Here is a 26,998-nt window from a genome sequence, read left to right as displayed (position 1 = left end):
ACGGTCATGTCCACCACCCTGCTGATCTCCGACCTGCACCTTCACCCCGACGCCCCCGAGGTCACCGAAGGCTTTCTCGACTGGCTCGCGCGACGGGCCAGCGGCGCGGATGCGCTCTACATCCTGGGTGACTTCTTCGAGGCCTGGATCGGCGACGATCTGCTCGATCATGTCGACCAGGATCCCACTGGCAACGCCGCACTGGCCATCCGCGTGGCCGGCGCGCTACGCAGGCTCGCCGATGAAGGCACTGCCATCTACCTGATGCACGGCAATCGCGACTTTCTGCTTGGCCACCGCTTCGCCAGCGCAGCCGGCGCCAAGCTGGTCACCGATCCGGCCGTGCTGCGCTTCGCCGACGAACCGGTCCTGCTCATGCACGGCGACAGCCTGTGCACCCGCGACGAAGCCTACATGGCCTTTCGCCGCCAGGCGCGCAGTCCGGCCTGGCAGGAACAGATCCTCGCCATGCCGCTGGCCGACCGCATCCAACTGGCCGCCCAGTTGCGCCAGCAATCGGGCGAAGCGAATTCCAACAAGGCCGAGGACATCATGGATGTCACCCCGGCGGAGGTGGTACGCACCATGCGCGACCATGGCGTCACCACGCTGATCCACGGCCACACGCACCGCCCCGCGGTCCATGCACTCGAGATCGACGAGCAGCCCGCCCGGCGCATCGTGCTCGGCGACTGGCAGCCCGACCACGGCTGGGAAGTCGAGATCGGACCTGACGGCGACCCGGTGCTGCGTCAGGTCACACTCTAACCAACGCTCTCAGCGCTGCTCATCGCTCCCCCGGCCCTGCAGGCGGCACGCCTGCAGGGCCGCGAGGGTCTCCTCGGCCGGCGGCATGAGCCCCGTCTCGGCGATCAGTTCCAGACGCGAGTCCTGGCGCCAGGCGCAGGTAGCCAGGCTTGCCGCCCCCTCCCCCCGGTTGTAGAGTTTCCAACCCGCGTCGGTATGCAGCACCCCTTTCACCCTCATCCTGGAGGGCAGCCGGTCCAGCACTCGGGTCAAGCGGTCGAGATCGAAGACATCCTGCGGAGACCAGCGCCAGCTCAAGGTGTCGTAGCCAAGCGCCGTGCCTCGCTCCTGGCGCGGCTCTCCTGGCTGTGGCTTGGCCTCGGCGAAGCCATCCAGAAACACCACCTGGCGCGCCGCGTCGCGAAGCGCGTCATGGCCACCGCTTCCCCGGCGCGCCGCCTCCTTCCGGTGCCGCCCGCTTGCCAGCAGCAGCGCCAGCGGCAGCTCGCCATGGTCGGCCTGGGCCACCCACTTCTTCGGCGGCCACAACGTCTCGACGTGCCGCCGGGCGGCCTCCTGCTGCTCGGGTGTCGCCCGATCGCCCATGGTCAAGGCCACCGCATCGGCCAGGGCCAACTGGTCATTGAAGGTCTCGTGCTCACGTGCACGCGGGTCGTCGAGCCGCGCCGGATCAAGCAGTACCACGATATCGCGCAGGTCGAGCACGTCGGCAAAGCTTTCGCCGCGCAGCACGTCGAGCAGCCCGGCCGGATGCCCGAGCCCGGACGGTTCGATGACGACGCGATCGGGACGGTGTCGATGCAGCAGGTTGATCAGGGTCGCCTGCAGCACGAAGGCCAGCTGGCAGCACAGGCAGCCACCGGGAAGCCCCTTGACGATGACGTCGTCACGCGCCTCGAACATGGCCTGGTCGATGCCGACCTGGCCAAACTCGTTGATCAGAATCGCCCAGCGCTCCTCCTCCGGCTTCTGTTCGATCAAGCGGCGGATCAGGGTGGTCTTGCCGCTACCAAGGAAGCCGGTGAACAAATGGACGGGAATCGCTGCGAGAGGGGGTGCACTCATGGGAGAACCTGCTGACTCGAAATCGTTACAGAGTAACATATTCGACATCGCAGGGGCACAATGGTGCGTATCACAAGATAACGGTATAAAGGCGGCATCGAAAAAAGGGAGGGCTAATGCCCTCCCTTTTTCCTTACCCAACGGGTCAGTAACGCTCGATCTCGGCGGTCTCACGCAAGTGATTGCGCAGCCCCTGGATGGCCGCCTGGGCACGCAGCTGCTGTGCCATGCGTGCGACGAACGCCTCGGTCTGCTCGTCGGTCTCTCCGGCCCCTACGCTGTCCAGCGCGATCAGCGTGACCCGCTCACTGTCGCTGGTATGGCCATAGACGGCCTCGTCCCCCTGCGGATGAGGGAGCCGGAAGGCAGTCTGCAGGACGGACCGCGGCACATTGTCCTGCTGCCGGGTCGCCTGCTCGACCTGCTGCCAGTCGAGGTCGAGCTCTTCACCGTCGCGCAGGCGCTCGACCCGTTGCCTGGCCACATCGAGCAGCGCCTCGCGCTGCTTGCGTTGCTCCACGGCGGCCGCCACACGCTCCCGCACTTCATCGAGCGGCAATACCGTCGCCTCGCGATGCCCGGCCACACGCAGCACCATGCGGCGATCCTCGTCGAGCTCTATCACCTCACTATTGAAGCCTTCCACCAGCACGTCTTCGCTGAAGGCCTCGCTCATGACGCCCGGCTCGGAAAGCACGCCATCGCCCCCGTCACGCGACACCCAGTCGCTCTCGTGCAGCTCGAGCGACAGGCTATCGGCTACGCTGGCAAGGTCGTCGGCCGCAAAGCTCTCGTCGATGAGGGCCTGGACCCGGCGATTGTATTCGTCGTTCACCTGCTCGAGCGCCAGCCCGCGCGCCAGGTCGTCGCGCACCTCCTCGAGTGGGGCCTGGTCCAGCTCGGTGACTTTGACCAGATGCAGGCCGTTGTCGGTCTCCACGATGCCGGACACCTGGCCCGGCGAAAGCGCGAAGGCCGCTTCATCGAACGCATCGCCGAAGAAGCCGCGGCTGATCATGCCCAGGTCACCCCCCTGCTCGGCCGTCGAAGGATCGTCGGAGTACTGAAGCGCGAGATCTTCGAATGACTCGCCATCGGCAAGACGCTCGCGCACCTCCTCGAGGCGTGCTACTGCCTCGTCGCGGCTGCGCTCGCCATCGAACGTCACCATGATATGCGACACGCGACGATCGGCGTCGCGACCACGCTCCTCCCAAGCCTGGCGAATCGCCTCCTCGTCGACATCGACCTGTTCGGCCATCTGCTGACGGTCGACGATGACGTACTCGAGGCGAACCTGCTCGGGGCGCTGATAGCGCTCGCGGTTCTCTTGGTAATAGGCCTCGAGATCCGCGTCGCTGACCTTCACGGGCTCGTCGAGCTCCTCGGCTCCCAGCACGTAGTAGCGGAAGCTGCGAACCTGCCGCTGCAGCGATGCCAGCGCCTCGCGCTCACTGTCGAGAACGAAGTCGCTGACCGCGAGGCCCTGCTGCAGCTGCTGACGCTTGAGGTCGACACGCAGCGCCGCGCGGAACGAGTTCGGCGTGAAGCCGGCACTCGCCAGGCGATTGCGGAACAGCTCGGTATCGAAGCGGCCGCGCTGATCCTGAAACTCGGGCAGGGTCACGATCACCTGGTCGAGCTGCTCGTCGGAAAGATAGAGCCCCCCGTCTTCGGCAAACGTCAGCAGCAGCCGCTCACCGATCATCTCGTCGAGCACCTGGCCACGCAGGGCCCGCTCCTGCTCCGGCGGAACCTGGCCGGAGCGGATCGCACGCTGCACTTCCATTTCCAGCTCCTGGCGGGTGATGGTCTGGCCATTGACCTTGGCGACTTCATCGCCCCCACCGCCGAACAGCCCGACCAGGGACTCGATACCGAACAGTGCCATGGTGACTACCACGGCAGCCACGATGATCTTGGCGCCCCAGCTTCTGGAGCGGTCACGAATACTTTGCAGCATGCAGGCCTCGATTGCTGGTTATTGGCTGGCTGTGGCGCCGTATTATACGGGGCCGGGCCGTCGCGGGCCATCACGCCGGCCCGGCCCTCCTCGACGATGGCGGCGCCACCAAGGCGAAAAAAAGAAGGCGCACCGCCGAAGCGATGCGCCTGATCGTTTGCTGCCGAGTTGCTTCGCTCGCGCTCGGGCCTTCGGCGCAAATGACCCCTTGACTCAGTTCACGGAGTCCTTGAGCGCCTTGCCAGCCTTGAACGTCGGTACCTTGGCTGCACTGATCTGGATCGGCTGGCCTGTCTGCGGGTTGCGGCCGGTGCGGGCGGCACGCTCCTTCACCGAGAAAGTACCAAATCCGACGAGAGACACGGTGTCACCTTTCTTGAGGCTTTCGGAGACGGTGTCGACCATGGCATCCAGTGCGCGAGACGCAGCGGCCTTGGGAATATCGGCAGACGCGGCGATGGCTTCGATCAGCTCGGATTTGTTCACACTTCACCCCTTGACTGTTTCGGAAAATGGCTCTAATCGGCGTGCCTTTCGCCTGGCAACTCGATCACAGCATGGCTGCCAGTTTATAGCAATGCTGCAAAAGAGGTGTCAAGCAACTGCGGCGCCAAACCGCGTCATACAAGGATTCTTCTCCCAAGTATGACGCAGTATTTATCGTTAATGTGTACTGATCATGCTGGAAGAAGAAGCCGAATCTTCCGTTCGTGATTCTTCCCCACCATTGGCGGCCCTTTCAGCCAGGGCCGACTCCAGCACTTCGTCGATCCAACGAACGGGCCGGACATCCAGCGCGTCCTTGATATTATCCGGTACCTCCTTGAGGTCCCGGCGGTTCTCTTCCGGAATGAGCACGGTCTTTATACCACCGCGCCGGGCCGCCAGCAATTTCTCCTTTAGCCCACCGATCGGCATCACCTCGCCACGCAGGTTCACTTCTCCGGTCATGGCCAGGTCGCAGCGGATGGGCCGCCCGGTATAGGCCGACACCATGGCGGTGACCATGGCGATACCCGCGCTGGGGCCATCCTTGGGCGTGGCGCCCTCGGGCACGTGGATGTGCAGGTCCTCCTTCTCGAAGCGCTCGGGGTCGATGCCCAGCGTCGCGGCGCGGGCGCGCACGACGGTATGCGCCGCACTGACGGATTCCTTCATCACGTCGCCCAGCGACCCCGTCTTGTTGATACGCCCCTTGCCCGGCGTGACCACCGACTCGATGTTGAGCAGCTCGCCACCCACGGAGGTCCAGGCCAGGCCCGTGACGCGCCCCACCTGGTCCTCCTTGTCCGCCAGGCCGTAGCTGTAGCGACGCACGCCGGCGTAGCTCTCGATGTCCGCCGCCGAGAGCAGCGCCGGCGCCTGAGCGCCCTTGCCCTCGTACTCGAGCCGCTCGCGCAGGACCTTGCGGCACACCTTGGCGATCTGCCTTTCGAGCTCGCGAACCCCCGCCTCGCGGGTGTAGTAGCGGATCAGCTCGAGCAGCGACTCGTCGGAGAAGGAGAGTTCGTCATCCTTGAAGCCGTTGGCCTTGAGCTGCTTGGGCACCAGGTAGCGGCGGGCGATGGCCAGCTTCTCGTCCTCGGTGTAGCCGGGCAGGCGGATGACCTCCATGCGGTCCAGCAACGGCCCCGGGATGTTCATCGAGTTGGCGGTACAGATGAACATCACCTCGGAGAGGTCGTAGTCCAGCTCGAGGTAGTGGTCGTTGAACTTGTCGTTCTGCTCCGGGTCGAGCACCTCCAGCAGCGCCGAGGCGGGGTCGCCACGATGGTCCATGCCGATCTTGTCGACCTCGTCGAGCAGGAACAGCGGGTTCTTGACCTCGGCCTTGCTCATGCGCTGGATCAGCTTGCCAGGCAGCGAGCCGATATAGGTGCGGCGGTGCCCCCGGATCTCCGATTCGTCACGCACGCCGCCCAGCGCCAGGCGTACGTACTTGCGGTTGGTGGCACGGGCGATCGACTGACCGAGCGAAGTCTTGCCCACCCCCGGGGGCCCCACCAGGCACAGCACCGGCCCCTTGAGCTTCTTGACCCGCTTCTGCACGGCGAGGTACTCGAGAATGCGCTCTTTCACTTCCTCGAGGCCATAGTGGTCCTCGTCCAGCACCCTGTGGGCATGCACCAGGTCGTGCCGTACCCGGGTGCGCTTCTTCCACGGCACCGACACCAGCCAATCGAGGTAGGAGCGTACCACCGTGGCCTCGGCGGAACTCGGCGACATCATCTTGAGCTTGCCCAGTTCCTGCACCGCCTTGTCGCGCGCCTCCTTCGGCATGCCCGACTCTTCGATCGCCTTCTCGTACTTCTCGGCTTCGTTGGGCACGTTCTCGAGCTCGCCCATCTCCTTCTGGATGGCCTTCATCTGCTCGTTGAGGTAGTACTCGCGCTGCGACTTCTCCATCTGGTCCTTGACCCGGGAGCGGATGCGCTTCTCCACCTGCAGCAGGTCGATCTCCGACTCGATCAGCGCCATCAGGTGTTCGATGCGCTCACGCACGCGATCCATCTCGAGCAGCTGCTGCTTGTCCTGGATCTTGAGCGAGAGGTGAGCGCAAATGGTATCGACCAGACGGCTGGGGTCTTCGATGCCCGACAGCGAGTTGAGAACCTCGTTGGGAACCTTCTTGGAGAGCTTGACGTACTGCTCGAACTGATTGAGCAGGACCCGCACCAGCGCCTCCTGCTCGCGCTCGTTCAGCGGCTCGCTGTCGCGCAGCACTGCCTCGGCCACGCTGTGGCCGTCAGTATGGTGGACTTCACGCAGGTCGGCGCGCGAGACCCCTTCGATCAACACCTTGACGGTGCCGTCGGGCAGCTTGAGCAGCTGCATGATCTCGGCAACGGTGCCAATGGTGAAGAGGTCGTCGGTGCCGGGGTCGTCCTGGCCGGCCTCGCGCTGGGCGACAAGCAGCACGCGCTTGTCGGCGGCCATCGCGGCGTCGAGCGCCTGGATCGACTTCTCGCGGCCGACGAACAGCGGGATCACCATCTGCGGATAGACGACCACGTCGCGCAGAGGGAGTAGGGGCAGACTCAAGGTCTGAACGGCGTTCTGCTGCATCGCAGACGTTCCTCAAACAGAAATCGGTGTATACAGGGGGGGATGGGGGCACGCCGCTGCCATTGCAAGGGAAGATGCGTCGGCGAACGTGAAAAGGGGCCGCCCGAGCGACCCCCTTCCGTCTGGGCATGGCAGCAGAGGCCGCCGGGCCTCAGCCGTCAGTACCGTCGACTCGCTGCTCCTGCTGCGAATAGATCAGCAGCGGCTCGCTTTCGCCGGCGATGACCGAGGCATCGATGACCACCTTGGAGACCCCCTCCATGGAAGGAATTTCGTACATGGTGTCGAGCAGCACCGATTCGAGAATGGAGCGCAGCCCACGGGCACCGGTCTTGCGCGCCATGGCCTTGGCCGCCACGGCCCGCAGGGCGTCCTCCCGAAACTCCAGCTCGACCCCCTCCATGTCGAACAGGCGGGCGTACTGCTTGACCAGAGAATTCTTGGGCTCGGTGAGGATCTGGATCAGCGCATCCTCGTTGAGCTCGGTCAGCGTGGCGATGACCGGCAGGCGGCCGACGAACTCAGGAATCAGGCCGAACTTGACCAGATCCTCGGGTTCGACGTCGGCGAGCAGGTCACCCACGCCCTTGGTCTCGTCCTTGCTCTTCACCACTGCGCTGAAGCCGATGCCCCCCTTCTCGGCACGATCGCGGATCACCTTGTCCAGCCCGGCGAAGGCGCCGCCGACGATGAACAGGATGTTGCCGGTATCGACCTGCAGGAACTCCTGCTGCGGGTGCTTCCGCCCGCCCTGCGGCGGCACGGAAGCCGTGGTGCCTTCGATCAGCTTGAGCAGGGCCTGCTGCACGCCCTCGCCCGACACGTCGCGGGTGATCGAAGGGTTGTCCGACTTGCGCGAGATCTTGTCGATCTCGTCGATGTAGACGATGCCGCGCTGGGCCTTCTCCACATCGTAGTCGCACTTCTGCAGCAGCTTCTGGATGATGTTCTCGACGTCCTCGCCGACGTAGCCCGCTTCTGTCAGGGTGGTGGCATCGGCGATGGTGAACGGCACGTTGAGCAGGCGCGCCATGGTCTCGGCCAGCAGGGTCTTGCCGCTGCCGGTAGGACCGATGAGCAGGATATTGGACTTGCCGAGCTCCACGTCATCGCCCTTGATCCCGGCGCGAAGACGCTTGTAGTGGTTGTAGACCGCCACGGACAGCACCGTCTTGGCGCGGTCCTGGCCAATCACGTATTCGTCCAGGGTGCGACGAATCTCGCGGGGAACGGGCAGACGCTCCTCATCGCTCTCGGCATCGGCATCGAGAACTTCCTCGCGAATGATGTCGTTGCACAGGTCGACACACTCGTCGCAGATATAAACGGACGGGCCTGCAATCAGCTTGCGCACTTCATTCTGGTTCTTCCCGCAGAACGAGCAGTAGAGCAGCTTGCCGCCTTCGTCCTTGCCTTTGCCGTCGGCCATTCGCGTACCTCTGTCACTTCGGCGGCCTGGTCGGCCGCCGCTAATCACGTAGTTGAAGCGTGCCTGATTTCACGCTATCAGGATGTGGGCCGCTTATCCAGTACGGCATCGATCAGGCCGTACTCCACCGCCTGGGAACCGCTCATGAAATTGTCGCGGTCGGTGTCTCGAGCGATGGTCTCGATATCCTGCCCGGTATGGTGGGCGAGGATACGGTTGAGCTTGTCCCGGATACCCAGGATCTCGCGCGTATGGATCTCGATGTCCGATGCCTGCCCCTGGTAACCCCCCAGCGGCTGGTGGATCATCATGCGCGAGTGGGGCAGCGAGTAGCGCTTGCCCGCAGCACCGCCAGCCAGCAACAGCGCCCCCATGCTGGCCGCTTGGCCAATGCAGACGGTGGAGACGTCGGGCTTGACGAACTGCATGGTGTCGTAGATCGACATCCCGGCGGTAACGGCACCGCCCGGAGAATTGATGTAGAGGTGAATGTCCTTGTCCGGATTCTCGGATTCAAGGAAGAGCAGCTGCGCCACGATCAGGTTGGCCATGTGGTCTTCCACCGGCCCCACCAGAAAGATTACCCGCTCCTTCAGCAGCCGGGAGTAGATGTCATAGGCCCGCTCGCCGCGCGCGCTCTGCTCTACCACCATCGGCACCAGGCCGCCGGCGTTCCGGGTCTCGAACTCGTTGCTCATCAGTGTGATGTCCTTGCATCCGATGAATGGAAGCGTTTCCCACCTGCCGATCGCCACCTCTGCGACCGGCAGGTGTTGGCTCACGCCGCCGAATCAGCCGTTGGCTGCCTGCTCGCCTTCCTCGGCCTCTTCGTCCTGCTCGCCCTGCTGAGCGGCGGCCAGCGCCTGCTGGTAGCTCATCTCCACGTCCTTGACGGTGGCCTGCTCCAGCAGCTTGTCGACGGCCTTCTCTTCGAGGATAGCCGACTTGACCTGAGTCTTGAGCTGATCGTTGCCCATATAGTAGTCAATGACCTGCTGCGGCTCCTGGTACTGCTCGGCAAGCTCCTCGACCTTGGCGCGGATCTCGTCGTCGCTGGCGTCGAGCTCGTGGGCCTTGATCACCTCGGCCAGCAGCAGGCCGACCTGAACGCGACCCTTGGCCTGCTCGGTGAACAGCTCATTGGGCAGCTGGGACACGTCGAAATCCTCGCCCAGGCCGAACTGCTGCGCCGCCTGGCGCTTGAGCGCGTCGGTCTCCTGCTGCACCAGCGCCTGCGGCACCGGGATGTCGTTGGCCTTCTTCAGCGCCTCGAGGACCTGCTGCTTGACGCGGTTGTCGACGGCCTGCTTGGCCTCGCGCGTCATGTTCTTCTTCACTTCGGCGCGGAATTTCTCGAGATCGCCGTCCTCGACGCCGAAGCGCTTGATGAACGCCTCGTCGACGTCCGGCAGGGCACGCCCCTTCACCGCGTGCACCTTGACCTTGAAGGTGGCTTCCTGGCCGGCCAGATGCTCGGCCTGGTAGTCCTCGGGGAAAGTGACCTTGATCACCTTCTCCTCACCCGCCTTGGCACCGGCGAGCTGGTCCTCGAAGCCAGGAATGAAGTTGCCGGAGCCCAGCACCAGCTCATGTCCCTCGGCACTGCCGCCTTCGAAGGGTTCGTCGCCGAGGAAGCCCTGGAAGTCGATCTTGACCTGATCGCCCTCTTCGGCGGCGCGGTCGACCTCTTCCCAGGACGCGTTCTGCTTGCGCAGGGTCTCGATCATCTCTTCGAGATCGGCGTCGCTCACTTGCACCACGGGGCGCTCGACCTCGGTACCCTCGACCGAAGCGAGCTCGATCTCGGGGTAAACCTCGAGAGAGGCCACGAACTCCAGGTCCTTGCCGGCCTGGTCGACCTTGGGCTCGATGCTCGGGAAGCCGGCCGGATTGAGGTTCTGCTCGGTGATGGCACGCACATAACGCTCACGCATCAGCTCGCCCACGACCTCGTCACGCACGCCGCGGCCGTAACGCTGGCGCACCACGGACATGGGTACCCGACCCTTGCGGAAACCGTTGAGGCGAATGTTCTTCGCCGTGTCCTTGAGGCGGGCTTCGACGGCCTCGTCGACCTCAGCGGCCGGCACCTGGAACGTGACACGGCGCTCGATCTGGGAGGTCGTTTCGACGGAAACTTGCATGAATGGTCCTCTACCGACTGGGGGCGTTCTTGAAAAGTGCGGAATGTAAAAGAGAGATTCTAAGAATCCCGCCCTACGCTGGCAAGCGTTACGCCCTCAGGATGGGGGCGATCTGGCATTTTACAAGGGCTCTGCACGGCTAACGTGACGCGCCGCCACCCGCCATTTCGAGCCAAGGCCGTGACGACGGCACCACTACCCGAACGAGCTGGCTCGCCCGGCAACAGGAAAAAAGAAAAGGTAAAGAAAGGACTAGGAGATACCGAGGGTGCAATGGGGTGGATGATGGGGATCGAACCCACGACCACCGGAGCCACAATCCGGGGCTCTACCACTGAGCTACATCCACCATTGCAGAAATGAACCACGAGGCGTCGATTGGGGTGGATGATGGGGATCGAACCCACGACCACCGGAGCCACAATCCGGGGCTCTACCACTGAGCTACATCCACCATATCGACACGAGCGGCAAAAAGCCGCGCTCTTGCAAAACGCCACGCCCAAACCGATGCTCGACTCATCCGCCAGGACCACGCCAAACTGGCACGCCCAGCAGGACTCGAACCTGCAACCTACGGCTTAGAAGGCCGTTGCTCTATCCGGTTGAGCTATGGGCGCATTCTACGTTCCATGGCCTCCGACCGCAACCCCGCTTCGCCATTTCTTTAGCATAAACAGAAGGTTGTGGTCGGGGTGGAGGGATTCGAACCCCCGACATCCTGCTCCCAAAGCAGGCGCGCTACCAGACTGCGCTACACCCCGCCGGCCTTCGCACGGCCCACGAGGCCCAGACGGGCCTCGCCGAGCGCTGCGTATTCTACGCGAGAATCAACCGTGGTCAATAGCTTCCTGACGCAACGAGGCTTTTGCGCTTTGCCTCGCGGGCACGGCATGCGAAAATCGGCACCCTTCGCATTCCGCAGACGGCCTCGCCAGCGCCGCTCAACAGCACACATCACGGGGGAGAACCGATGACCGCCCAACTCATCGATGGCAAGGCCATTGCCGCGCAGGTCCGCGAACAGGTTGCACGCCAGGTCGAGACGCGTCGCACCGAGGGCAAGCGCATCCCTGGCCTCGCCGTCGTCCTGGTGGGCGAGGACCCGGCTTCCCACGTCTACGTCAGCAATAAACACCGCGCCTGCGAGCAGGCGGGCATCCTCTCCTTCCGGCATACGCTGCCCAGCGATACCAGCCAGCAGGCGCTCGAGCGCCTGATCGACGAGCTCAATGCCGACCCCCGCATCGACGGGATCCTGCTGCAGCTGCCCTTGCCGGCCCACCTCGATTCTCGCCCCCTCCTCGAGCGCATCCTGCCGCACAAGGATGTGGACGGCTTCCACCCCTACAACCTGGGTCGCCTGGCCCAGCGCCTGCCGGTACTGCGCCCCTGCACGCCCAAGGGTGTCATGACGCTGCTCCAGGCCCAGGGCCTGAAGGTGCGAGGCCTGGATGCCACCGTGGTCGGCGCCTCCAACATCGTCGGCCGTCCCATGGCGCTGGAGCTGATGCTGGCAGGCTGCACCACCACCGTCTGCCATCGCTTCACCCGGGACCTGGAGTCGCACGTGCGCCGCGCCGAACTGCTGGTGGTGGCGGTGGGCAAGCCGGGACTGGTCAAGGGCGAGTGGGTACGCGAAGGCGCGATCGTCATCGACGTGGGGATCAACCGCGAGGAGGATGGCCGCCTGGTCGGCGACGTCGAGTTCGGCCCGGCCGCGGAGCGAGCCGCCTGGATCACGCCGGTGCCGGGCGGCGTGGGGCCGATGACCGTCGCCTCGCTACTGGAGAACACGCTCTATGCCGCCGAGCGGCATGACGCCATGGAGCAGGAACTCCCGACACTCTGAAACACGGCCTGACACGGGCGCGCCGCTCGGCTAGAATGCGCGCTCCCTGTTTCCTACCTGCCGCGAGGCCGCCCATGAGCGACAAGATGAACGTCGAAAGCTTCAACCTTGATCACACCAAGGTGCAAGCCCCCTACGTGCGCCTGGCCGATATCAAGACCGGGCTCAATGGCGACCGTATCCACAAGTACGACATGCGCATCTGCCAACCCAATCGCGAGCACATGGAGATGCCGGCGCTGCACTCCCTCGAGCACCTGATGGCCGAACTGTCGCGCAACCATTCGGACCGCATCGTTGATATCAGCCCGATGGGCTGCCAGACCGGCTTCTATGTCGCTCTGATCAACCACGACGACTACGACGACGTGCTGAACCTGCTGCAGAAGACGCTGGAGGACGTGCTGGTAGCCAGCGAGGTCCCGGCCTGCAACGAAGTCCAGTGCGGCTGGGCGGCCAGCCACAGCCTGGAGGGCGCCAAGCAGATCGCCCGCGGCTTCCTGGCCAAGCGCCAAGAGTGGACCCAGGTCTTCGCCGACGAGGCCTGAGCCCGGGCCACAGCCCGACGGCGCCCTGCGCCGCTCACCGGAGAATGCAAGACACGATGAAACGCATCGGCATCATCGGCGCCATGGCCCAGGAGGTGGAGCATCTCGCCTCGCTGTTGGAAGAGCGCCGCACCCGCACCCACGTCGGCTGCACCTTCCACCACGGCAGGCTGCACGGGGTCGACGTGGTGATCCTGCAATCGGGCATCGGCAAGGTGAACGCCGCCATCGGCACCACCCTGCTGCTCGACGTCTACCGGCCCGAGGCCATCATCAATACCGGCTCGGCGGGCGGCTTCGGTGAAGGGCTCGAGATCGGCGATGTGGTGGTTTCCAGCGAGGTGCGCCATCACGACGTGGACGCCGTGGTGTTCGGCTACGAGCACGGCCAGGTGCCACAGATGCCCGCCGCCTATCGGCCCGATGAGCGCCTGGTCAAGCTTGCCCGCGAGTGCGTCGAGGCGCTGGGCGAAGTCAGGGTAGTCGAGGGGTTGATCGCCACCGGTGATGTCTTCATGGCCTGTCCGGAACTGGTCAGCAAGACCCGCTCGCGCTTCCCGACCATGCTCGCGGCCGAAATGGAGGCCGCGGCCATCGCCCAGACCTGCCACCTCTACGGCTGTCCCTTCGTGGTCGTCCGCTCGCTCTCCGACATCGCCGGCGGCAGTGACAACCATCTATCGTTCGAACAGTTCCTGGAAAAGGCCGCCGTCCATTCGGCGCGCATGGTCGAGGCAATGATCGCGCGACTCGCTCCGCAGGTGGAACCCGAGCCCGCCATTGGCTGAACCCTGGCAATGGGTCGGTCAAGGGGGCATGTCAGACGACAGCCTTCACGATTGGCCCCACGCATCGCCATGTCGCCATCCGAATTCGGAGAAGGGAAAAGCGGCAGCCAGCTGTAACGGATCGCCCAGGTACTGGGCAACACCGGCCTGCTCTGGCAAGGCCGACATGCAAGCATCGGCCGCTGCCCGATCCGCGACCGGCATGACGCGGGTGTGCGGTGCGTCCGTGGTGCTGTAGTAGTCTTGGAACTTGAACTGCCCCCCGGTGATGCCATCGGAGAATCGCACCCAAAGGTTGGGGATTCGGTAGCAATCCGCAAGGATGAGCCCGTGCAACGACGACGAGATGATCGAATCGCATTGGTTGAGCGCATCGATGAACGGCTCGGGCTGCTGCCTCACGTCGATCAGTCGGACGCCGGGGAGTTTCGCCATGTAGCGGACCACCGGACTGTCCTGATCCACGTAGTGGGGCACCAATCCGATGCGGAATTTTCGACCGCTGCGAGAAGGCTGGTAGAGCAGAGGTACGATGAGCGCCGGATCCCCGAGCACCGACGCTGACACGTCCGCACCCTTGGCGGCCAGCAGCTGCTGGGTGAGCCGGCCTCTCAGGGCCACGAACCTGGCATGCTTCAGGGCGTCGCGCCTTGGCAGCCACTCCGGATCGATGAGCCCACTGCCCCACACCAGGCTGCGACTTCTAGCCTGGTGGATGATGCTCCCGACTCCCAGCAGGTGAACGACCGAGTTCGAGTGGACTCGGTAAACATCCTTGCCGGTGAGCTGCCGGACCAGAAAAGGCGTGATCGCGTCCCCGACATTGAGCAACTTGTCGAAATACACGACCGGGATCTTTCCCTTGGCGACGGTCAGCAAGAGCGCCAGTTCGACAAAGCTCCGAGAGACCCTACGCGCCCGCCTGGGAGTCCATTTTTTCATCCTGTGTCGGTTCTCTGCGCAAGACTGACCACCGATACCCGGCAGCGGAACCGCCAGGCACCTCAATGGCAACCTTGGTATACGAAGATCGAGCGCATCCTGCGCTCATTAACCATAGCTCACCCGGCAATGCTTGACCGGAAATTTCAACGGATGGGGCAGCCACACCGGAGGGGAGCCAGCGTCACGAGTCGCGCAGCCTCCAGGTCAGCGTCTCCCCTGCCTTCAGCGGCACGATGCGCTGGCCGTCGGCATAGGGCAGCGATGCCGGCAACGTCCACTCCTCGCGTACCAGGGTAATGGCGTCGGTGTTGCGCGGCAGGCCGTAGAAGTCCGGCCCGAAGTGGCTGGCAAAGCCCTCGAGACGGTCCAGCGCCCCGGCTTGCTCGAACGCCGTGGCATAGAGTTCGATCGCCGCCGGGGCGGTATAGGCGCCGGCGCAACCGCAGGCCGACTCCTTGTCGCCCTGGGCATGGGGAGCGCTGTCGGTGCCGAGGAAGAACTTGCCGCTGCCCGAGGTGGCGGCCGCCAGCAGCGCCTCGCGATGCCGCTCCCGCTTGAGGATCGGCAAGCAGTAGTAGTGCGGGCGGATGCCGCCGACCAGCATGTGGTTGCGGTTGAACAAAAGGTGATGGGCGGTAATCGTCGCCGCCACGTTGGCCGGAGCCCGCGCGACGAACTCGGCCGCATCGCCGGTCGTGATGTGTTCGAACACCACCTTGAGGGAGGGATGACGCTCGAGCAGCGGCTTCATCACGCGCTCGATGAAGACGGCTTCGCGATCGAAGATGTCGATCTCGGCATCGGTGACTTCGCCGTGGACCAGCAGCGGCAGCCCCAGCCTTGCCATGGCGGCGATCGCGGCGTCGCAGTGGGCCAGGTCGGTGACCCCCGAATCGGAATTGGTGGTCGCCCCGGCCGGATAGAGCTTCACCGCATGGACCCGGCCACTGGCGACGGCACGCTCGATCTCCTCGGCCGGGGTATTGTCAGTGAGGTAGAGCGTCATCAACGGCTCGAAGGCCGACCCTTCGGGCCGTGCCGCCAGGATCCGCTCGCGGTAGCGCAAGGCCTGCTCGGTGGTGGTGACCGGCGGCTTGAGGTTCGGCATGATGATCGCGCGGCCCATCTGCCGGGCAGTCGCGGGCACCACGGCCTGGAGCACCTCTCCGTCACGCAGATGAAGATGCCAGTCGTCGGGACGAGTCAGGGTAATAGCGGTCACGGCATTTCCTGTCGGTCAGCATGAATGTCGAGACTCCGATTATACCGGGGAGAGCCGACCGAGCGTCGAGAAAGTTGCCCCGATGGCAGCAACGAACGCCGATTTACCGTATCATCGACGCCGATTTTGCCGTGAGAGACGCTGCCAATGCCCCGGGTTCGCCACTACGCCGATATCGTCGCCATTCTGGCCGGACTGATGTGGATCGTCTTCTTCTGGTCGATCAGCATCTCGGCCCGGTTGGACAGCGTAGAACCCACCCTGGCTGCCATGCTCGCCCTCGGCGCAATGATTCTGGTCAGCTTCATGCATCGCCCCTTTCGCATCCACCTGAGCCGCTACCATGTGCGCAAGCGGCGCACCGAGATGTGGATGCACATCCTCGCCCTCCCGATGGCGCTCGCCCTGCTGTTCGGGGTGCTCATCGAGACCCTGTTCGCCCCGATGAGCGGCCAGCAGAAGATGCTGCTGTTCAACGTGCTCGCCAGCGCCGGCTGGGTGGTCTACGTGATGACGCTGGTGATCAAGTTCGCACATCACCAGTGGCGCCGACGTCGACGCCGGCGCCGCGCGTGATGACGCCTGCCGGCACAGTAACAGTCAGAAGCGATCCGCCCGAAACGGCGACATGTCCACGGTAGCAGGTTCCCCCTCCATCATTTCCGCCATCAATCGTCCCGTCACCGGCCCCATGGTGAAGCCCTGATGACCGTGACCGAAGGCGAACCACAACCCCTTGTGGCGTGGCGCCGGCCCGATCACCGGCTTCATGTCCGGCAGGCAGGGACGGGCCCCCTTCCAGGGCTCCGCTTCCAGGCGCCCACCCAAAGCGGGATAAAGCTCGCGCGCCTTGCGCTCCGCGGCATCCAACTGGCCCCGGGAGGGAGGCGCATCGATGCGGGCCAGCTCGGCCCCGGTCGTCAGGCGGATGCCCGCCCGCATCGGCGCCAGGATGTAGCCGATGTCGGCATCGGCGATCCAGTGACGCAGCCGCCGCCCCTCCGCGGCGCCATAGTGCATGTGGTAGCCGCGCTTGACGAAGATCGGCAGCCGGTAGCCCAGCCTCCTGAGCCACTCACCGGCCCAGGGACCCAGCGCCACTACCACCTCGTCGGCCTCGTGGCTGCCGCTATCCGTCTCGACATGCCAGCCCTGGCCGGCCGGGCTGACGCGCTCGAGGGTCGCCTGCAGGAACTCGCCTCCCTGCTGCTGGAAACTGGCGGCATAGGCCGTCACCAGAGCACCGGGGTCGGCCACGCTCCACGAGTTGGTCCAGTGAATCGCCCCGGCCAGATCGGCACTCAGCCCAGGCTCGCGGCCGGCCAGCCCCTCGGCATCGAGAAAAACGTGGGTCACCCCGAAACGCCTGGCGGCATCTTCTGCCTCACGCCGGCGGCGCTCGAGCTCGGCCTGGCTGCGGTGCACTTCCAACCACCCCTCCTTGCCGATCAGGTCGGCCGCCCCCGCCGCCTCGATCATGGGGGCGTGCTCCTCGGTGGAGAGCGCGATCAGCGAAGCGTACTCGTCGGCGATGCGCTCATAATGGCGTGGCGACGAGTAGCGCCAATAGTCGAACAGCGGCCCGGCATAGGTCAGCATGCCGCTCACCCGGTAGCGAATGTCCACCCGGCGATTGGGCAGTGCGCTGAGCAGCTTGCCGACCTCGCGCGGAAACGTATACGGGCGCACCGCCTCACGCTGGATCAGACCGCCGTTGCCGTATGAGGTCTCCCGCCCTGGCGGACGACGATCCACCAGTAGCACCGAACGGCCGCGACGGGCCAGGTGCCAGGCGATGGAGACGCCGACCATGCCGGCACCCAGAACGACGGTTTGACGAGACATGCCACTCCTCCAGTTGGCCAGTCGCCTCCGGCGCAAGTGCCGGAACGAGCGCCCAGTCTAGCAGCGCGATACGCCCGCGGCCGCCTTGATCCCGCATTTCATGCCACGGATCAAGGCGATCTACTCGGCGTCGGCCTGCGCCTGCAGCTTGGCACGGATGAAATCGGAGTGGCTGACGTGCAGCAGCTCGGCCAGGCGCCGGATACGATGCTCCTCCAGATGATGGGACTCGCCATCGGCATAGGCCAGCGACCACATCATGCGCACCAGCTCGCAGCGCTGCGCATAGCCGTAATGCTGCTTGATGAGGCTGACGAACTGGTAGTGATCGACCGAGGTCTCGATCTCCTCGCGCGCCAGCTCCATCAGCTCCTCGACTTCGCCATCGCCGAGGCCGAAATGCCGCTTGAGCATCCGGCGCAGCGACGAGAGTTCCGCTTCGTCGGTGTGATAGTCGGCGCGCACCACCTCGCACAACAGGGCGGCGGTGGCGCGCTCGAGCGTCGGGCCACTGCTTCCCTCGCCCGCGGGTTCCGTCAGGGCCTGCTGAAAAAAGCGCTGAATGGTTGCAAGCATGGTCACCCCTTGGCCGTTTAACGCATCTGACCCGCCCGGACCGCGGGCGTTCCATGGCGACATGGCGCCGCAGACAAGGCGTGCCGCGGCGCTCAGGCTTCGCCGATCCCCTTCACCACGTAGTGCTGCGCCACGCCGATGTGGTAGTCGATCGCCTCGCGACAGCGCTCGGCGTCGCCGCTGGCCAGCGCATCGAGCAGCAGCCAGTGGCTGGGCGCGATGCTGTCGGGATCGGCATGGGTCTTGCCGATCAACGCGATGCAAAGACGCAGTTCATGGGTGATGTCGTCGAATGCCTTGAGCAGGCGTCGATTGCCGGTGAAAGCAATCAGCATCCGATGGAAGACGAGATCCTCCTCGATCTTGCGGCTGTCGCTGTCGTTGAGTGCCACCTCGCACATCAACTCGACCTGACGGCGCAGCGCCTGCTCCTTGTCGGCGTCATAGGTCTCGACCAGCCGTGACAGCGCATGGCGCTCCAGGCACAGGCGCAGGTCGAACACGTCGTTGAGTTCGCTGGCATCCAGCGCGCGCACGAAGAAACCACGCCGGGGCTGGGACACCAGCAGGCCACGGCTCTCGAGCAGCCGGGCCGCCTCGCGTACCGGCGCACGGCTGATGCCCAGGTCGCGAGCCAGCTGCACTTCCGACAGGCGCTCGCCGGGGGCGTAGTGCTGGCTGATGATGGCCTGGGTGAGGAAGTCGGCGACCTGCTCCACCAGATTGCGCTGCTGGATGACCATGCCGCTACCGAACGCATTGGAAGCTGTCATTCACTGGGGCTCTTGCGGGTTGACTTCGCTAGAGTATGACGCAGCCAACGTCCATGTCGACCGTCGATTGGCGACTGTCGACAGTTTTGGAAGGCGCTGCTATGGTCAAAAGGGCTGTCAGAACAGACGTGACAACAACAAGGAATCCGATAATGCGAAAGACGCCCTTGGCCTTGGCCGTCGCCACACTGGCCTTCACTTCCGCTCTTGCCACCGCCGACGAGCCCAAGCGCGGCGGAGTCATCGACACCATCATCCAGCCCGAACCGCCCGGCCTGGTGCTGGGCATGGTCCAGAACGACCCCACCCGCAAGGTCGCCGGCAACATCTACGAGGGCCTGCTGAGCTACTCCACCGACCTGGAACCGCGGCCACAGCTCGCCGAGTCGTGGGACGTCAGCGACGATGGCCTGGTCTACACCTTCCATCTGCGGGACGACGTGCGATGGCACGACGGTGAGGCCTTCACCGCCGAGGACGTGGTGTTCTCGGCCGATATCTTCCATCGCGAGCTCAATCCCAGCGCCCGCGCCGTGCTGCAGCACGTCGAGAGCATCGAGGCCACCGACGACCACACCGTCGTCTTCACCCTGGCCGAGCCATTCGGCCCGTTCCTGCTCTCGTTCGAGGCCGGCACCTTCACCATGGTGCCCAAGCATATTTACGAAGGCACCGAGTTCCGCGACAACGAGGCCAACAACCATCCCATCGGTACCGGCCCGTTCAAGTTCGACGACTGGGAGCGCGGCACCGTGATCCAGCTGGTGCGCAACGACGACTACTACGAGGAGGGCCTGCCCTACCTCGACGGCGTCAACTGGCATGTGATCCCCGACGGTGCCTCTCGCGCCGTGGCCTACGAGAACGGTACCGTCGACGTGCTGCCCAACGGTACCGTGGAGAATTTCGATATCCCGCGCCTCACGGAAATGGACAACACCTGCGTCACGGAGGAGGGGCATGAGTATTTCAGCCCCTTCGCCATGCTGTGGATGAACAACCGCGAAGGCCCCACCGCCGACAAGCGCTTCCGCCAGGCGGTGATGTACGCCATGGATCGTGAGTTTGCCCGTGACGTGCTGTGGAACGGGCTCGGCCAGGTCCCGCTCTCCGCCTTCGGTTCCAATGCCAAGTTCCGCCACGACGGCCTGGAGCCCTACGACCACGACCCGGACCGGGCCCGCGAACTGCTCGACGAGATGGGCTACGACGGCGAGGAGGTACGCCTGCTGCCGCTGCCCTACGGCGAGACCTGGACACGCTGGGCCGAGGCCGTACAGCAGAATCTGCGTGAGGTGGGCATCAACGTGCGCACCCAGTCCACCGACGTGGGCGGCTGGAACCAGCGCCTGGGCGACTGGGACTACGACATGGCCTTCACCTACCTCTACCAGTACGGTGACCCGGCGCTGGGCATCACCCGTTCCTACCGTTCGGACAACATCGAGAAGGGCTCGCCGTGGAACAACGTCGAGGGCTACGAGAACGAGCGCATCGACGAGCTGTTCGACCAGGCGGCCACCGCCTATCCCGAGGAAGAGCGCGAGGCACTTTATCGCGAGGCCCAGGAGATCCTCCATGAGGACGTGCCGGTAGGCTGGCTGCTGGAGCTCGGTTTCCCGACCATCTACCGCTGCGACGTCAAGGATCTGGTCACCTCCGGCGTCGGAGTGAACGATGGCTTCCGGAACGCCTGGCTCGATCGCTGATCGCATGCAAGTGACGGGAGTGGCCCCGCGGGCCGCCCCGTCTTGAACGGCAACCAGCCGCCGAGCGAGATCGAGCCCCGCGCAACGCGGCGATTCGCTCGCCCAGGCGGTTGCGTACCCACGTACCAGAGGCTTGCTGCATGCTCTATGCCCGCTTGATCGCGATGCGGCTGCTCAAGGCCGTCGTCGTACTGTTCCTGATCGTCATCTTCAATTTCGTCCTGATCCAGCTGGCGCCGGGAGATCCCGCCGCCATCCTGGCCGGCGAAGCCGGCGCCACCGACGAGGAGTTCCTGCGCCAGCTACGCGAGCGCTTCGGCCTCGACCAGCCGCTCTACGTACAGCTATGGCACTATCTGTCGGGCATCGCCACGCTCGACTTCGGCTGGTCCTATCGCCAGGGCATGCCGGTGCTCGACCTGATCCTGGCACGCCTGCCGGCCACCCTGCTGCTGACCGGCACCGCCTTCGTACTGTCGCTGGCACTGGGTATCGTGCTCGGCTCCATGGCCGCGGCCCGGGTCAAGAAGCCTTCGGGTTCGCTGATCATGGCGCTGGCGCTGATCTTCTACGCCACCCCGCTGTTCTGGGTCGCGTTGATGGCCGTGGTGTTGTTCTCGGTCTATCTCGGCTGGCTGCCAGCCTACGGCATGTATACGGTGGGTGCCGGGCATACCGGCTTCGCCCTGGTGCTCGATGTCGCCAAGCACCTCGTCCTGCCCGCCACCACCCTGGCGCTGTTCTTCATGGCCATCTATACCCGCATGACCCGCGCCTCGATGCTCGAGGCGAGCCAGCAGGACTACGTCAAGACCGCTCGCGCCAAGGGGCTCAGCCCCCGCGTGATCCAGCGCCGCCACATTCTCAGGAATGCCCTGCTGCCGATCATCACCCTGGCCGGCCTGCAGGCGGGCCAGATGGTGGGTGGTGCCATCCTCACCGAGACGGTCTTTGCCTGGCCCGGCATCGGCCGGCTGATGTTCGAGGCGCTGCAACAGCGCGACTACAACCTGCTGCTCGGGATCTTCTTCTTCTCCGCGGCGCTGGTGATCGTGTTCAACATCATCACCGACCTGGTCTATCGCCTGGCGGACCCGCGCATCAAGGAGGCGTCATGAGCTTTTTCGCCCGCTTCGCCCAGAACCGCGGCGCCCTGGTCGGCCTCGTCATTCTGCTTGCCATCGTGCTGATGGCGATTCTCGCGCCGCTGCTCTACCCCGAGTCGCCCTGGCGCATGATGCAGCGCCCCTTCCTTCCGCCGCTCGAGATGGAGGGCTTTCCGCTGGGCACCGATACCATGGGTCGCGACGTGACCGCCGGATTGATGCACGGCGCCTGGGTCTCGCTGTTGATCGGCCTGATCTCGACCACGGTGGCGCTGCTCATCGGCGTGCCGCTGGGCGCCGTGGCCGGCTACTACGGCGGCCTGATCGACGACGCCCTGATGCGCTTCACCGAGTTCTTCCAGACCATCCCCAACTTCGCCCTGGCCATCGTGCTGGTGGCGATCATGCAGCCGAGCGTGACCTCCATCGTGCTGGCGATCGCCATCGTCAGCTGGCCGCCGGTCGCTCGTCTGGTGCGCGCCGAATTCATGTCGCTGCGCCATCGCGAGTACGTGGAGGCAGCACGACTGGTCGGCCAGACCAACGGCACCATCATCCTCAAGCAGATCCTGCCCAATACGCTGTCGCCCATCATCGTGCTCGCCTCGCTGATGGTGGCGACGGCGATCCTGCTGGAGTCGGCGCTCTCCTTCCTGGGCCTGGGCGATCCCAACGTGATGTCGTGGGGCTACATGATCGGCGCCGCACGCACGGTGATCCGCCAGGCCTGGTGGCTGAGCTTCTTTCCGGGGGTGGCGATCCTGCTCACGGTACTGGCGCTCAACCTGGTCGGCGAGGGGCTCGACGATGCCCTGAACCCCAAGCTCGCTCGCGAACGCACATAGGAGAGGGAGCATGAACGACAATACCCCGGTACTGAGCATCCGCGGCTTGACCCTGGCCCTGCCCCAGGGAGCCGACCGCGATTACGCGGTGGAGGACGTCAGCTACGACGTGGCGCGCGGCGAGATCCTTTGCGTGGTGGGCGAATCCGGCTCCGGCAAGTCGATGGCGGCCAATGCCGTGATGGGCCTGCTGCCCAAGGGCGTACGCCCCACCGCCGGTGAAGTGCTGTTCGACGGCCAGGACCTGCTCACGCTGAGCGAGAAGCAGCACCGCCAGCTGCGCGGCCTGCGCATCGGCATGATCTTTCAGGAGCCGATGACCGCGCTCAATCCGCTGATGCGGGTCGGCGCCCAGATTGCCGAAGTCTTCGAGGCCCACGGCAAGTACAACGGTCGCGAACGCCAGGAGAAGGCCCTGGCGCTGCTGGAGGAGGTCGGTATTCCGCAGCCCGAGCGGGCCATTCGGGCCTATCCCTTCCAGCTCTCCGGCGGCCAGCGCCAGCGGGTGATGATCGCCATGGCGCTGGCCCTGGAGCCGGAGCTGCTGATCGCCGACGAGCCCACCACGGCACTCGACGTCACCACTCAGGCGCAGATCCTCGAGCTGATCCGCAACCTGCAGAAGCGGCGCGGCATGGCGGTGATGTTCATCACCCACGACTTCGGCGTGGTGGCCGAAGTCGCCACCCGTGTGTGCGTCATGCGCTATGGCCGGATCGTCGAACTCGGCATGGCCGACGAAGTGCTCGACAACCCGCGCCACGAATATACCCGGGCCCTGCTCGAGGCGATCCCCAGTAACGTGATCCCCGAAGCGAGAGGCGGCGAACGCCCCGCGCCGCTGCTGGAGGTGTGCAACCTGAACAAGACCTTCCGCTCCCGTGGCGGCCTGTTCAGGCCAGCGCGCGAGGTACGCGCACTGGACGACGTCTCCTTCACCCTGGCCCCCGGCGAGACGGTAGGTATCGTCGGCGAATCCGGCTCGGGCAAGTCGACACTCGGGCGCTGCGTGGTGCGCCTCGAGCGGCCCGACAGCGGCACGCTCGCGCTGGCCGGCACCGATTTCTCCGCTCTCCGCGGCGACGCGCTGCGCCGCGAGCGACATCGCGTGCAGATGATCTTCCAGGACCCCTACGCCTCGCTCAATCCGCGCCACCGGGTCGGCTATGCCATTGCCCAGGGCCCCATGGCCAACGGCGAGCCACGCGCCAAGGCCATGCGCCAGGCGGAGGAACTGCTGGAGCTGGTGGGGCTTGGCGCCGTGGCCGTGGATCGCTTTCCGCACGAATTCTCCGGCGGCCAGCGCCAGCGCATCGGCATCGCCCGCGCCCTGGCGCTGAATCCGGAACTGATCGTCGCCGACGAGGCGGTGTCGGCACTCGACGTCTCGATCCAGGCCCAGGTGCTCGAACTGCTCGAAGAGCTCAAGCAGAAACTGTCGCTCTCGCTGCTGTTCATTACCCACGACCTGCGCGTCGCGGCCCAGATCTGCGACACCATCATCGTCATGCAGCAGGGTCGCATCGTCGAGCGGGGCACCGCCCAGGAGGTCTTCCTCAGCCCGCAAGAGGCCTATACGAAGCAGCTTCTCGACGCCATTCCCGGTCGTGCGCACGAAGCGGCCATGGCCTGAAGTCCAGGCTCGAAGGCCCAAGCTCGCAGAACAAGCTCGAAGAACAAGGAAAGCAAAGGATACCGAATGCAAGCACTGCTGAAGGATATCGCTGCCGTCGTCGGTCCAGGCAACGTACTCACCGGTAACGACGTGACCCAGCGCCAGGTCGACTGGATGAGCGGCGCGAGCTGTCGCGCCGGCGCCATCATACGCCCCGGCACCACTGCCGAGCTCGCCGCGGTGATGCGCCTGTGCCATGCCGCCCGTCAACCCGTAGTGACCCACGGCGGGCTCACCGGCCTGGTCCATGGTGGCGAGGCGGCACCCGACGAGCTGGTGATTTCGCTCGAGCGAATGAACGCCATCGAGTCGATCGACCCGGTCGGCGGCACCCTGACCGTGCTGGCCGGCACGCCGCTGCAGCGGGTGCAGGAAGCCGCCGCCGAGCATGGCCTGCAGTTCGCGCTCGATCTCGGCGCGCGGGGCTCCTGTACCATCGGCGGTAACATCGCCACCAACGCCGGCGGCGTGAGGGTGATTCGCTACGGCATGATGCGCCAGCAGGTCCTCGGTCTCGAGGCGGTACTCGCCGACGGCACCGTGGTCAGCTCGATGAATCGCATGCTCAAGAACAATGCCGGCTACGATCTCAAGCAGCTGTTCATCGGCAGCGAAGGCACGCTGGGTATCGTCACTCGTGCCGTGCTCCGCCTGCACCCCAGGATGGCCAGCGAGCGCACTGCCCTAGTGGCCTGTCCCGACTTCGATGGGGTAGCCGGGCTGCTGGCCCATCTGGGGCGTGAACTCGGCGGCAGCCTCGGCACCTTCGAGGTGATGTGGCGCAACCACTATGCCCTGCTCACCGAGGAGAGCGGCCGCAATACGCCTCCCTTGCCGCCCCGCTGGCCCTACTACGCCATCGTGGAGTCGCTGGGCAGCGACAACTCGGCAAATACGGCACAGCTCAGCGCCGCCCTGGAGTCGGCTCTCGAGGCCGGCCTGATCGAGGATGCCGTGCTGGCTCAGTCCGATGCCCAGCGCCAGGGCATCTGGAATATACGGGAGGACATCGAGGGGCTGATCCAGCATCTGGCCCCCCTGTTCACCTTCGACGTCAGCCTGCCCATCCCCGACATGCCAGGCTATGCCGCGGAGCTCGAGCGCGCCGTGCAGCAGCGCTGGCCGCAGGGGCGCATCGTGGTCTTCGGTCACCTGGGCGATGGCAACCTGCACGTCACGGTCAGCGTCGGCGATGGCGAACCGGCAACCCGCCGTGCCGTGGAGCAGATCGTCTATGCCCCCCTGGCCGAACTGGGCGGCTCGGTTTCCGCCGAGCATGGCATCGGCCTGGAGAAGCGCGACTACCTGGCGCTGTCGCGCACGCCCGAGGAGATCGCCCTGATGCATACCCTCAAGCGTGCGCTGGATCCGCTGAAGCTGCTCAACCGCGACAAGGTCCTGGCTGCCGAGGAGTGAATCGTGCGGTTCGGCCCAGGCCGCTGACGCCCTGCCGGGCGTCGACTTGAGCCAGCGACCGCCTCCTGCGACGATCCCTTACACTGCTTCTCGAGTACTGGAGTCTTCCATGCCCCGTTTTCCCGACCACTTGACCGGCCCCGGTCCCAGCAACCCCTTTCCCGGCATCAAGGTGCTGGAGCGGCGTATCGGCCGGGAGATCCCTCATCGTCTGGGCTCCAACGAGGGGCTCGACATGCCCCACCGGGCGCTGCGGGAACGCTTCGGCGACGCCATGGTGGAGCACGTCTACTGCTACGGCGATTCGGAAGCGCTCGGGGTACGCCAGCGGCTTGCCTCCCTTTATGGCCTGCCGCTGGAGGCCATCCTGGTGGACGCCGGCGCCGACAGCCTGATCGCCCTGGCGCTGCGCACCGTGGCCACGTCCGGCTGTACGGTGGTGAGCGCCAGCGGCACCTATCCCACCTTCGGTTACTTCGCCCGTGGCCAGGGCTGTCATCTCGTCGAACGGCCTTATCGGGAGGCGCCGGGCCTGCTCTCGCCCGACCTCGAGGCGCTGCTGGCCAGCGCCCACGAGCACCGGGCCCGGCTGGTCTACGTCGCCAACCCCGACAATCCCAGCGGACATCTCCACAGCGACGAGGAGATCCGCCGGCTGCGTGCCGAACTTCCCGATGACTGCTGGCTGCTGCTCGACGAGGCCTACCACGACTTTCGCGACGACGCCGACTCGCCGTTCAGTCGCGAGGTCCTGCCCGGGGTGATCCGGCTGCGCACGCTGTCCAAGGCCCACGGGCTGGCCGGGATGCGCATCGGCTACGCCATTGCCGAGCCGGAAACCCTGGCCATGATGATGAAGGTACGCATCCATTACGCCGTATCCGCCCTGACGCTGGCCGTCGCCGAGACCGTGCTCGATCACCACAGCGAGGTGGAAGCGCACATTCGTGACGTCAAGCAGCGCCGCGAACGCCTTGCCCGGCATTTTCGCGACCTGGGTGCCGACGTGCTGCCCAGTGCGACCAACTTCATCGCCATCCGCCTGCCCAGCGCGGAGCTGGCGGGACGACTCAATCAGGAGCTGCTCGAAGCCGGCCGTCTCATCGCCCGCCCCGCGCATCCGGATCTCGGCCACGTGCTGCGTATCACCGCCGTGGAGGATGCCCTGGTGCCCGGTCGCTTCGAGATCCTCGAGCGTGCCATCACCACGAACGGGGCCGACTAGGCTTTGTCTGAAAAGTCGACGAGCGATGGTCAGACAAG

General features: G+C 65.2%; 23 protein-coding genes and 4 tRNA genes. 11 read left to right on the top strand and 16 right to left on the bottom strand.

Features of this window, described 5'->3' with window-relative positions; translation table 11 throughout:
• Nucleotides 1-6 precede the first annotated feature (6 nt).
• Nucleotides 7-768 carry a UDP-2,3-diacylglucosamine diphosphatase gene (locus I4484_RS10450; protein WP_197447251.1) on the top strand — a complete coding sequence of 254 codons (762 nt, stop codon included), beginning with the start codon at nucleotides 7-9 and terminating at the stop codon, nucleotides 766-768.
• 9 nt (nucleotides 769-777) lie between these two features.
• Here I4484_RS10450 and I4484_RS10445 read toward each other — a convergent pair whose 3' ends face one another.
• From I4484_RS10445 to I4484_RS10395, 11 genes are all read right to left on the bottom strand, one after another.
• Entirely contained in the window at nucleotides 778-1,833 is a 1,056-nt protein-coding gene (locus tag I4484_RS10445) for a GTP-binding protein (protein WP_197447250.1), read from the bottom strand.
• 145 nt (nucleotides 1,834-1,978) lie between these two features.
• Complete coding sequence (locus tag I4484_RS10440; protein WP_197447249.1) at nucleotides 1,979-3,796, bottom strand: SurA N-terminal domain-containing protein; 1,818 nt, start codon at nucleotides 3,794-3,796, stop codon at nucleotides 1,979-1,981.
• 213 nt (nucleotides 3,797-4,009) lie between these two features.
• Nucleotides 4,010-4,282, bottom strand: a complete 273-nt coding sequence (locus I4484_RS10435; RefSeq protein WP_197447248.1) for an HU family DNA-binding protein — start codon at nucleotides 4,280-4,282, stop codon at nucleotides 4,010-4,012.
• Between the two features lie 177 nt (nucleotides 4,283-4,459).
• The gene (gene lon / locus I4484_RS10430) at nucleotides 4,460-6,862 is read right to left on the bottom strand and encodes an endopeptidase La (protein WP_197450866.1); all 2,403 of its coding nucleotides are present in this window, start codon (nucleotides 6,860-6,862) and stop codon (nucleotides 4,460-4,462) included.
• A gap of 151 nt (nucleotides 6,863-7,013) precedes the next feature.
• Nucleotides 7,014-8,291 (bottom strand): ATP-dependent Clp protease ATP-binding subunit ClpX, encoded by a 1,278-nt coding sequence (clpX, locus tag I4484_RS10425; RefSeq protein WP_197450865.1) that lies wholly within the window; start codon nucleotides 8,289-8,291, stop codon nucleotides 7,014-7,016.
• A 77-nt stretch (nucleotides 8,292-8,368) separates the two neighbouring features.
• Nucleotides 8,369-8,989, bottom strand: a complete 621-nt coding sequence (gene clpP, locus I4484_RS10420; protein ID WP_197450864.1) for an ATP-dependent Clp endopeptidase proteolytic subunit ClpP — start codon at nucleotides 8,987-8,989, stop codon at nucleotides 8,369-8,371.
• A 93-nt stretch (nucleotides 8,990-9,082) separates the two neighbouring features.
• Complete coding sequence (gene tig / locus I4484_RS10415; protein WP_197450863.1) at nucleotides 9,083-10,435, bottom strand: trigger factor; 1,353 nt, start codon at nucleotides 10,433-10,435, stop codon at nucleotides 9,083-9,085.
• Nucleotides 10,436-10,709: 274 nt separating this feature from the next.
• Nucleotides 10,710-10,784 (bottom strand) — tRNA-His (locus I4484_RS10410).
• A 30-nt stretch (nucleotides 10,785-10,814) separates the two neighbouring features.
• Nucleotides 10,815-10,889, bottom strand: a tRNA-His gene (locus tag I4484_RS10405).
• An 89-nt stretch (nucleotides 10,890-10,978) separates the two neighbouring features.
• Nucleotides 10,979-11,055 (bottom strand) — tRNA-Arg (locus I4484_RS10400).
• A 67-nt stretch (nucleotides 11,056-11,122) separates the two neighbouring features.
• Nucleotides 11,123-11,199 (bottom strand) — tRNA-Pro (locus tag I4484_RS10395).
• 209 nt (nucleotides 11,200-11,408) lie between these two features.
• On the opposite strand from I4484_RS10395, the gene folD reads away from it, so the two are divergent.
• The 3 genes from folD (at nucleotide 11,409) to mtnN (ending at nucleotide 13,623) form a co-directional block, all read left to right on the top strand.
• Entirely contained in the window at nucleotides 11,409-12,287 is an 879-nt protein-coding gene (gene folD, locus I4484_RS10390; RefSeq protein ID WP_197450862.1) for a bifunctional methylenetetrahydrofolate dehydrogenase/methenyltetrahydrofolate cyclohydrolase FolD, read from the top strand.
• A 74-nt stretch (nucleotides 12,288-12,361) separates the two neighbouring features.
• A complete protein-coding gene (locus I4484_RS10385) occupies nucleotides 12,362-12,835 on the top strand; it encodes an S-ribosylhomocysteine lyase (protein ID WP_197450861.1) in 474 nt (157 codons plus the stop codon).
• 56 nt (nucleotides 12,836-12,891) lie between these two features.
• Entirely contained in the window at nucleotides 12,892-13,623 is a 732-nt protein-coding gene (gene mtnN, locus I4484_RS10380) for a 5'-methylthioadenosine/S-adenosylhomocysteine nucleosidase (RefSeq protein ID WP_197450860.1), read from the top strand.
• A 45-nt stretch (nucleotides 13,624-13,668) separates the two neighbouring features.
• On the opposite strand, the gene I4484_RS10375 is transcribed toward mtnN, so the two are convergent.
• On the bottom strand, nucleotides 13,669-14,502 hold the full coding sequence (locus I4484_RS10375) for a polysaccharide pyruvyl transferase family protein (RefSeq protein WP_197450859.1): 834 nt from the start codon (nucleotides 14,500-14,502) through the stop codon (nucleotides 13,669-13,671).
• 247 nt (nucleotides 14,503-14,749) lie between these two features.
• A complete protein-coding gene (gene pyrC / locus I4484_RS10370) occupies nucleotides 14,750-15,790 on the bottom strand; it encodes a dihydroorotase (protein WP_197450858.1) in 1,041 nt (346 codons plus the stop codon).
• A gap of 147 nt (nucleotides 15,791-15,937) precedes the next feature.
• Here pyrC and I4484_RS10365 point away from each other — a divergent pair, with 147 nt between their 5' ends.
• A complete protein-coding gene (locus I4484_RS10365; protein WP_197450857.1) occupies nucleotides 15,938-16,366 on the top strand; it encodes a hypothetical protein in 429 nt (142 codons plus the stop codon).
• 24 nt (nucleotides 16,367-16,390) lie between these two features.
• Here I4484_RS10365 and I4484_RS10360 read toward each other — a convergent pair whose 3' ends face one another.
• From I4484_RS10360 to I4484_RS10350, 3 genes are all read right to left on the bottom strand, one after another.
• Nucleotides 16,391-17,635 carry an FAD-binding oxidoreductase gene (locus I4484_RS10360; protein WP_197450856.1) on the bottom strand — a complete coding sequence of 415 codons (1,245 nt, stop codon included), beginning with the start codon at nucleotides 17,633-17,635 and terminating at the stop codon, nucleotides 16,391-16,393.
• A gap of 120 nt (nucleotides 17,636-17,755) precedes the next feature.
• Nucleotides 17,756-18,211 carry a TerB family tellurite resistance protein gene (locus I4484_RS10355; RefSeq protein WP_197450855.1) on the bottom strand — a complete coding sequence of 152 codons (456 nt, stop codon included), beginning with the start codon at nucleotides 18,209-18,211 and terminating at the stop codon, nucleotides 17,756-17,758.
• Nucleotides 18,212-18,303: 92 nt separating this feature from the next.
• Nucleotides 18,304-18,984: a GntR family transcriptional regulator gene (locus tag I4484_RS10350; protein WP_197450854.1), complete on the bottom strand. Its 681-nt coding sequence runs from the start codon at nucleotides 18,982-18,984 to the stop codon at nucleotides 18,304-18,306.
• A 152-nt stretch (nucleotides 18,985-19,136) separates the two neighbouring features.
• Between I4484_RS10350 and I4484_RS10345 the strand changes: the two genes are divergently transcribed.
• From I4484_RS10345 to I4484_RS10320, 6 genes are all read left to right on the top strand, one after another.
• Entirely contained in the window at nucleotides 19,137-20,693 is a 1,557-nt protein-coding gene (locus I4484_RS10345; protein ID WP_197450853.1) for an ABC transporter substrate-binding protein, read from the top strand.
• 140 nt (nucleotides 20,694-20,833) lie between these two features.
• Nucleotides 20,834-21,811: an ABC transporter permease gene (locus I4484_RS10340; RefSeq protein WP_197450852.1), complete on the top strand. Its 978-nt coding sequence runs from the start codon at nucleotides 20,834-20,836 to the stop codon at nucleotides 21,809-21,811.
• Nucleotides 21,808-22,644: an ABC transporter permease gene (locus I4484_RS10335; protein ID WP_197450851.1), complete on the top strand. Its 837-nt coding sequence runs from the start codon at nucleotides 21,808-21,810 to the stop codon at nucleotides 22,642-22,644. Before I4484_RS10340 ends, I4484_RS10335 begins: the two co-directional genes overlap by 4 nt.
• A 10-nt stretch (nucleotides 22,645-22,654) precedes the next feature.
• A complete protein-coding gene (locus I4484_RS10330; protein ID WP_197450850.1) occupies nucleotides 22,655-24,277 on the top strand; it encodes an ABC transporter ATP-binding protein in 1,623 nt (540 codons plus the stop codon).
• A 66-nt stretch (nucleotides 24,278-24,343) separates the two neighbouring features.
• Nucleotides 24,344-25,735, top strand: a complete 1,392-nt coding sequence (locus I4484_RS10325; RefSeq protein ID WP_197450849.1) for an FAD-binding oxidoreductase — start codon at nucleotides 24,344-24,346, stop codon at nucleotides 25,733-25,735.
• A gap of 109 nt (nucleotides 25,736-25,844) precedes the next feature.
• A complete protein-coding gene (locus tag I4484_RS10320) occupies nucleotides 25,845-26,960 on the top strand; it encodes a histidinol-phosphate transaminase (protein WP_197450848.1) in 1,116 nt (371 codons plus the stop codon).
• Nucleotides 26,961-26,998 lie beyond the last annotated feature (38 nt).

The organism is Halomonas sp. SS10-MC5, assembly GCF_015992245.1.
GTDB classification, from domain to species: Bacteria; Pseudomonadota; Gammaproteobacteria; order Pseudomonadales; family Halomonadaceae; genus Halomonas; species Halomonas sulfidoxydans.
This window is presented reverse-complemented; position numbering and strand designations above follow the sequence as displayed.

What these genes read in the sequence shown, in the direction of transcription:
- I4484_RS10450 (WP_197447251.1), top strand. Translation starts at nt 7, where the DNA reads ATGTCCACCACCCTGCTGATCTCCGACCTGCACCTTCACCCCGACGCC.
- I4484_RS10445 (WP_197447250.1), bottom strand. Translation starts at nt 1,833, where the DNA reads ATGAGTGCACCCCCTCTCGCAGCGATTCCCGTCCATTTGTTCACCGGC.
- I4484_RS10440 (WP_197447249.1), bottom strand. Translation starts at nt 3,796, where the DNA reads ATGCTGCAAAGTATTCGTGACCGCTCCAGAAGCTGGGGCGCCAAGATC.
- lon (WP_197450866.1), bottom strand. Translation starts at nt 6,862, where the DNA reads ATGCAGCAGAACGCCGTTCAGACCTTGAGTCTGCCCCTACTCCCTCTG.
- clpX (WP_197450865.1), bottom strand. Translation starts at nt 8,291, where the DNA reads ATGGCCGACGGCAAAGGCAAGGACGAAGGCGGCAAGCTGCTCTACTGC.
- clpP (WP_197450864.1), bottom strand. Translation starts at nt 8,989, where the DNA reads ATGAGCAACGAGTTCGAGACCCGGAACGCCGGCGGCCTGGTGCCGATG.
- tig (WP_197450863.1), bottom strand. Translation starts at nt 10,435, where the DNA reads ATGCAAGTTTCCGTCGAAACGACCTCCCAGATCGAGCGCCGTGTCACG.
- folD (WP_197450862.1), top strand. Translation starts at nt 11,409, where the DNA reads ATGACCGCCCAACTCATCGATGGCAAGGCCATTGCCGCGCAGGTCCGC.
- I4484_RS10385 (WP_197450861.1), top strand. Translation starts at nt 12,362, where the DNA reads ATGAGCGACAAGATGAACGTCGAAAGCTTCAACCTTGATCACACCAAG.
- mtnN (WP_197450860.1), top strand. Translation starts at nt 12,892, where the DNA reads ATGAAACGCATCGGCATCATCGGCGCCATGGCCCAGGAGGTGGAGCAT.
- I4484_RS10365 (WP_197450857.1), top strand. Translation starts at nt 15,938, where the DNA reads ATGCCCCGGGTTCGCCACTACGCCGATATCGTCGCCATTCTGGCCGGA.
- I4484_RS10360 (WP_197450856.1), bottom strand. Translation starts at nt 17,635, where the DNA reads ATGTCTCGTCAAACCGTCGTTCTGGGTGCCGGCATGGTCGGCGTCTCC.
- I4484_RS10355 (WP_197450855.1), bottom strand. Translation starts at nt 18,211, where the DNA reads ATGCTTGCAACCATTCAGCGCTTTTTTCAGCAGGCCCTGACGGAACCC.
- I4484_RS10350 (WP_197450854.1), bottom strand. Translation starts at nt 18,984, where the DNA reads ATGACAGCTTCCAATGCGTTCGGTAGCGGCATGGTCATCCAGCAGCGC.
- I4484_RS10345 (WP_197450853.1), top strand. Translation starts at nt 19,137, where the DNA reads ATGCGAAAGACGCCCTTGGCCTTGGCCGTCGCCACACTGGCCTTCACT.
- I4484_RS10340 (WP_197450852.1), top strand. Translation starts at nt 20,834, where the DNA reads ATGCTCTATGCCCGCTTGATCGCGATGCGGCTGCTCAAGGCCGTCGTC.
- I4484_RS10335 (WP_197450851.1), top strand. Translation starts at nt 21,808, where the DNA reads ATGAGCTTTTTCGCCCGCTTCGCCCAGAACCGCGGCGCCCTGGTCGGC.
- I4484_RS10330 (WP_197450850.1), top strand. Translation starts at nt 22,655, where the DNA reads ATGAACGACAATACCCCGGTACTGAGCATCCGCGGCTTGACCCTGGCC.
- I4484_RS10325 (WP_197450849.1), top strand. Translation starts at nt 24,344, where the DNA reads ATGCAAGCACTGCTGAAGGATATCGCTGCCGTCGTCGGTCCAGGCAAC.
- I4484_RS10320 (WP_197450848.1), top strand. Translation starts at nt 25,845, where the DNA reads ATGCCCCGTTTTCCCGACCACTTGACCGGCCCCGGTCCCAGCAACCCC.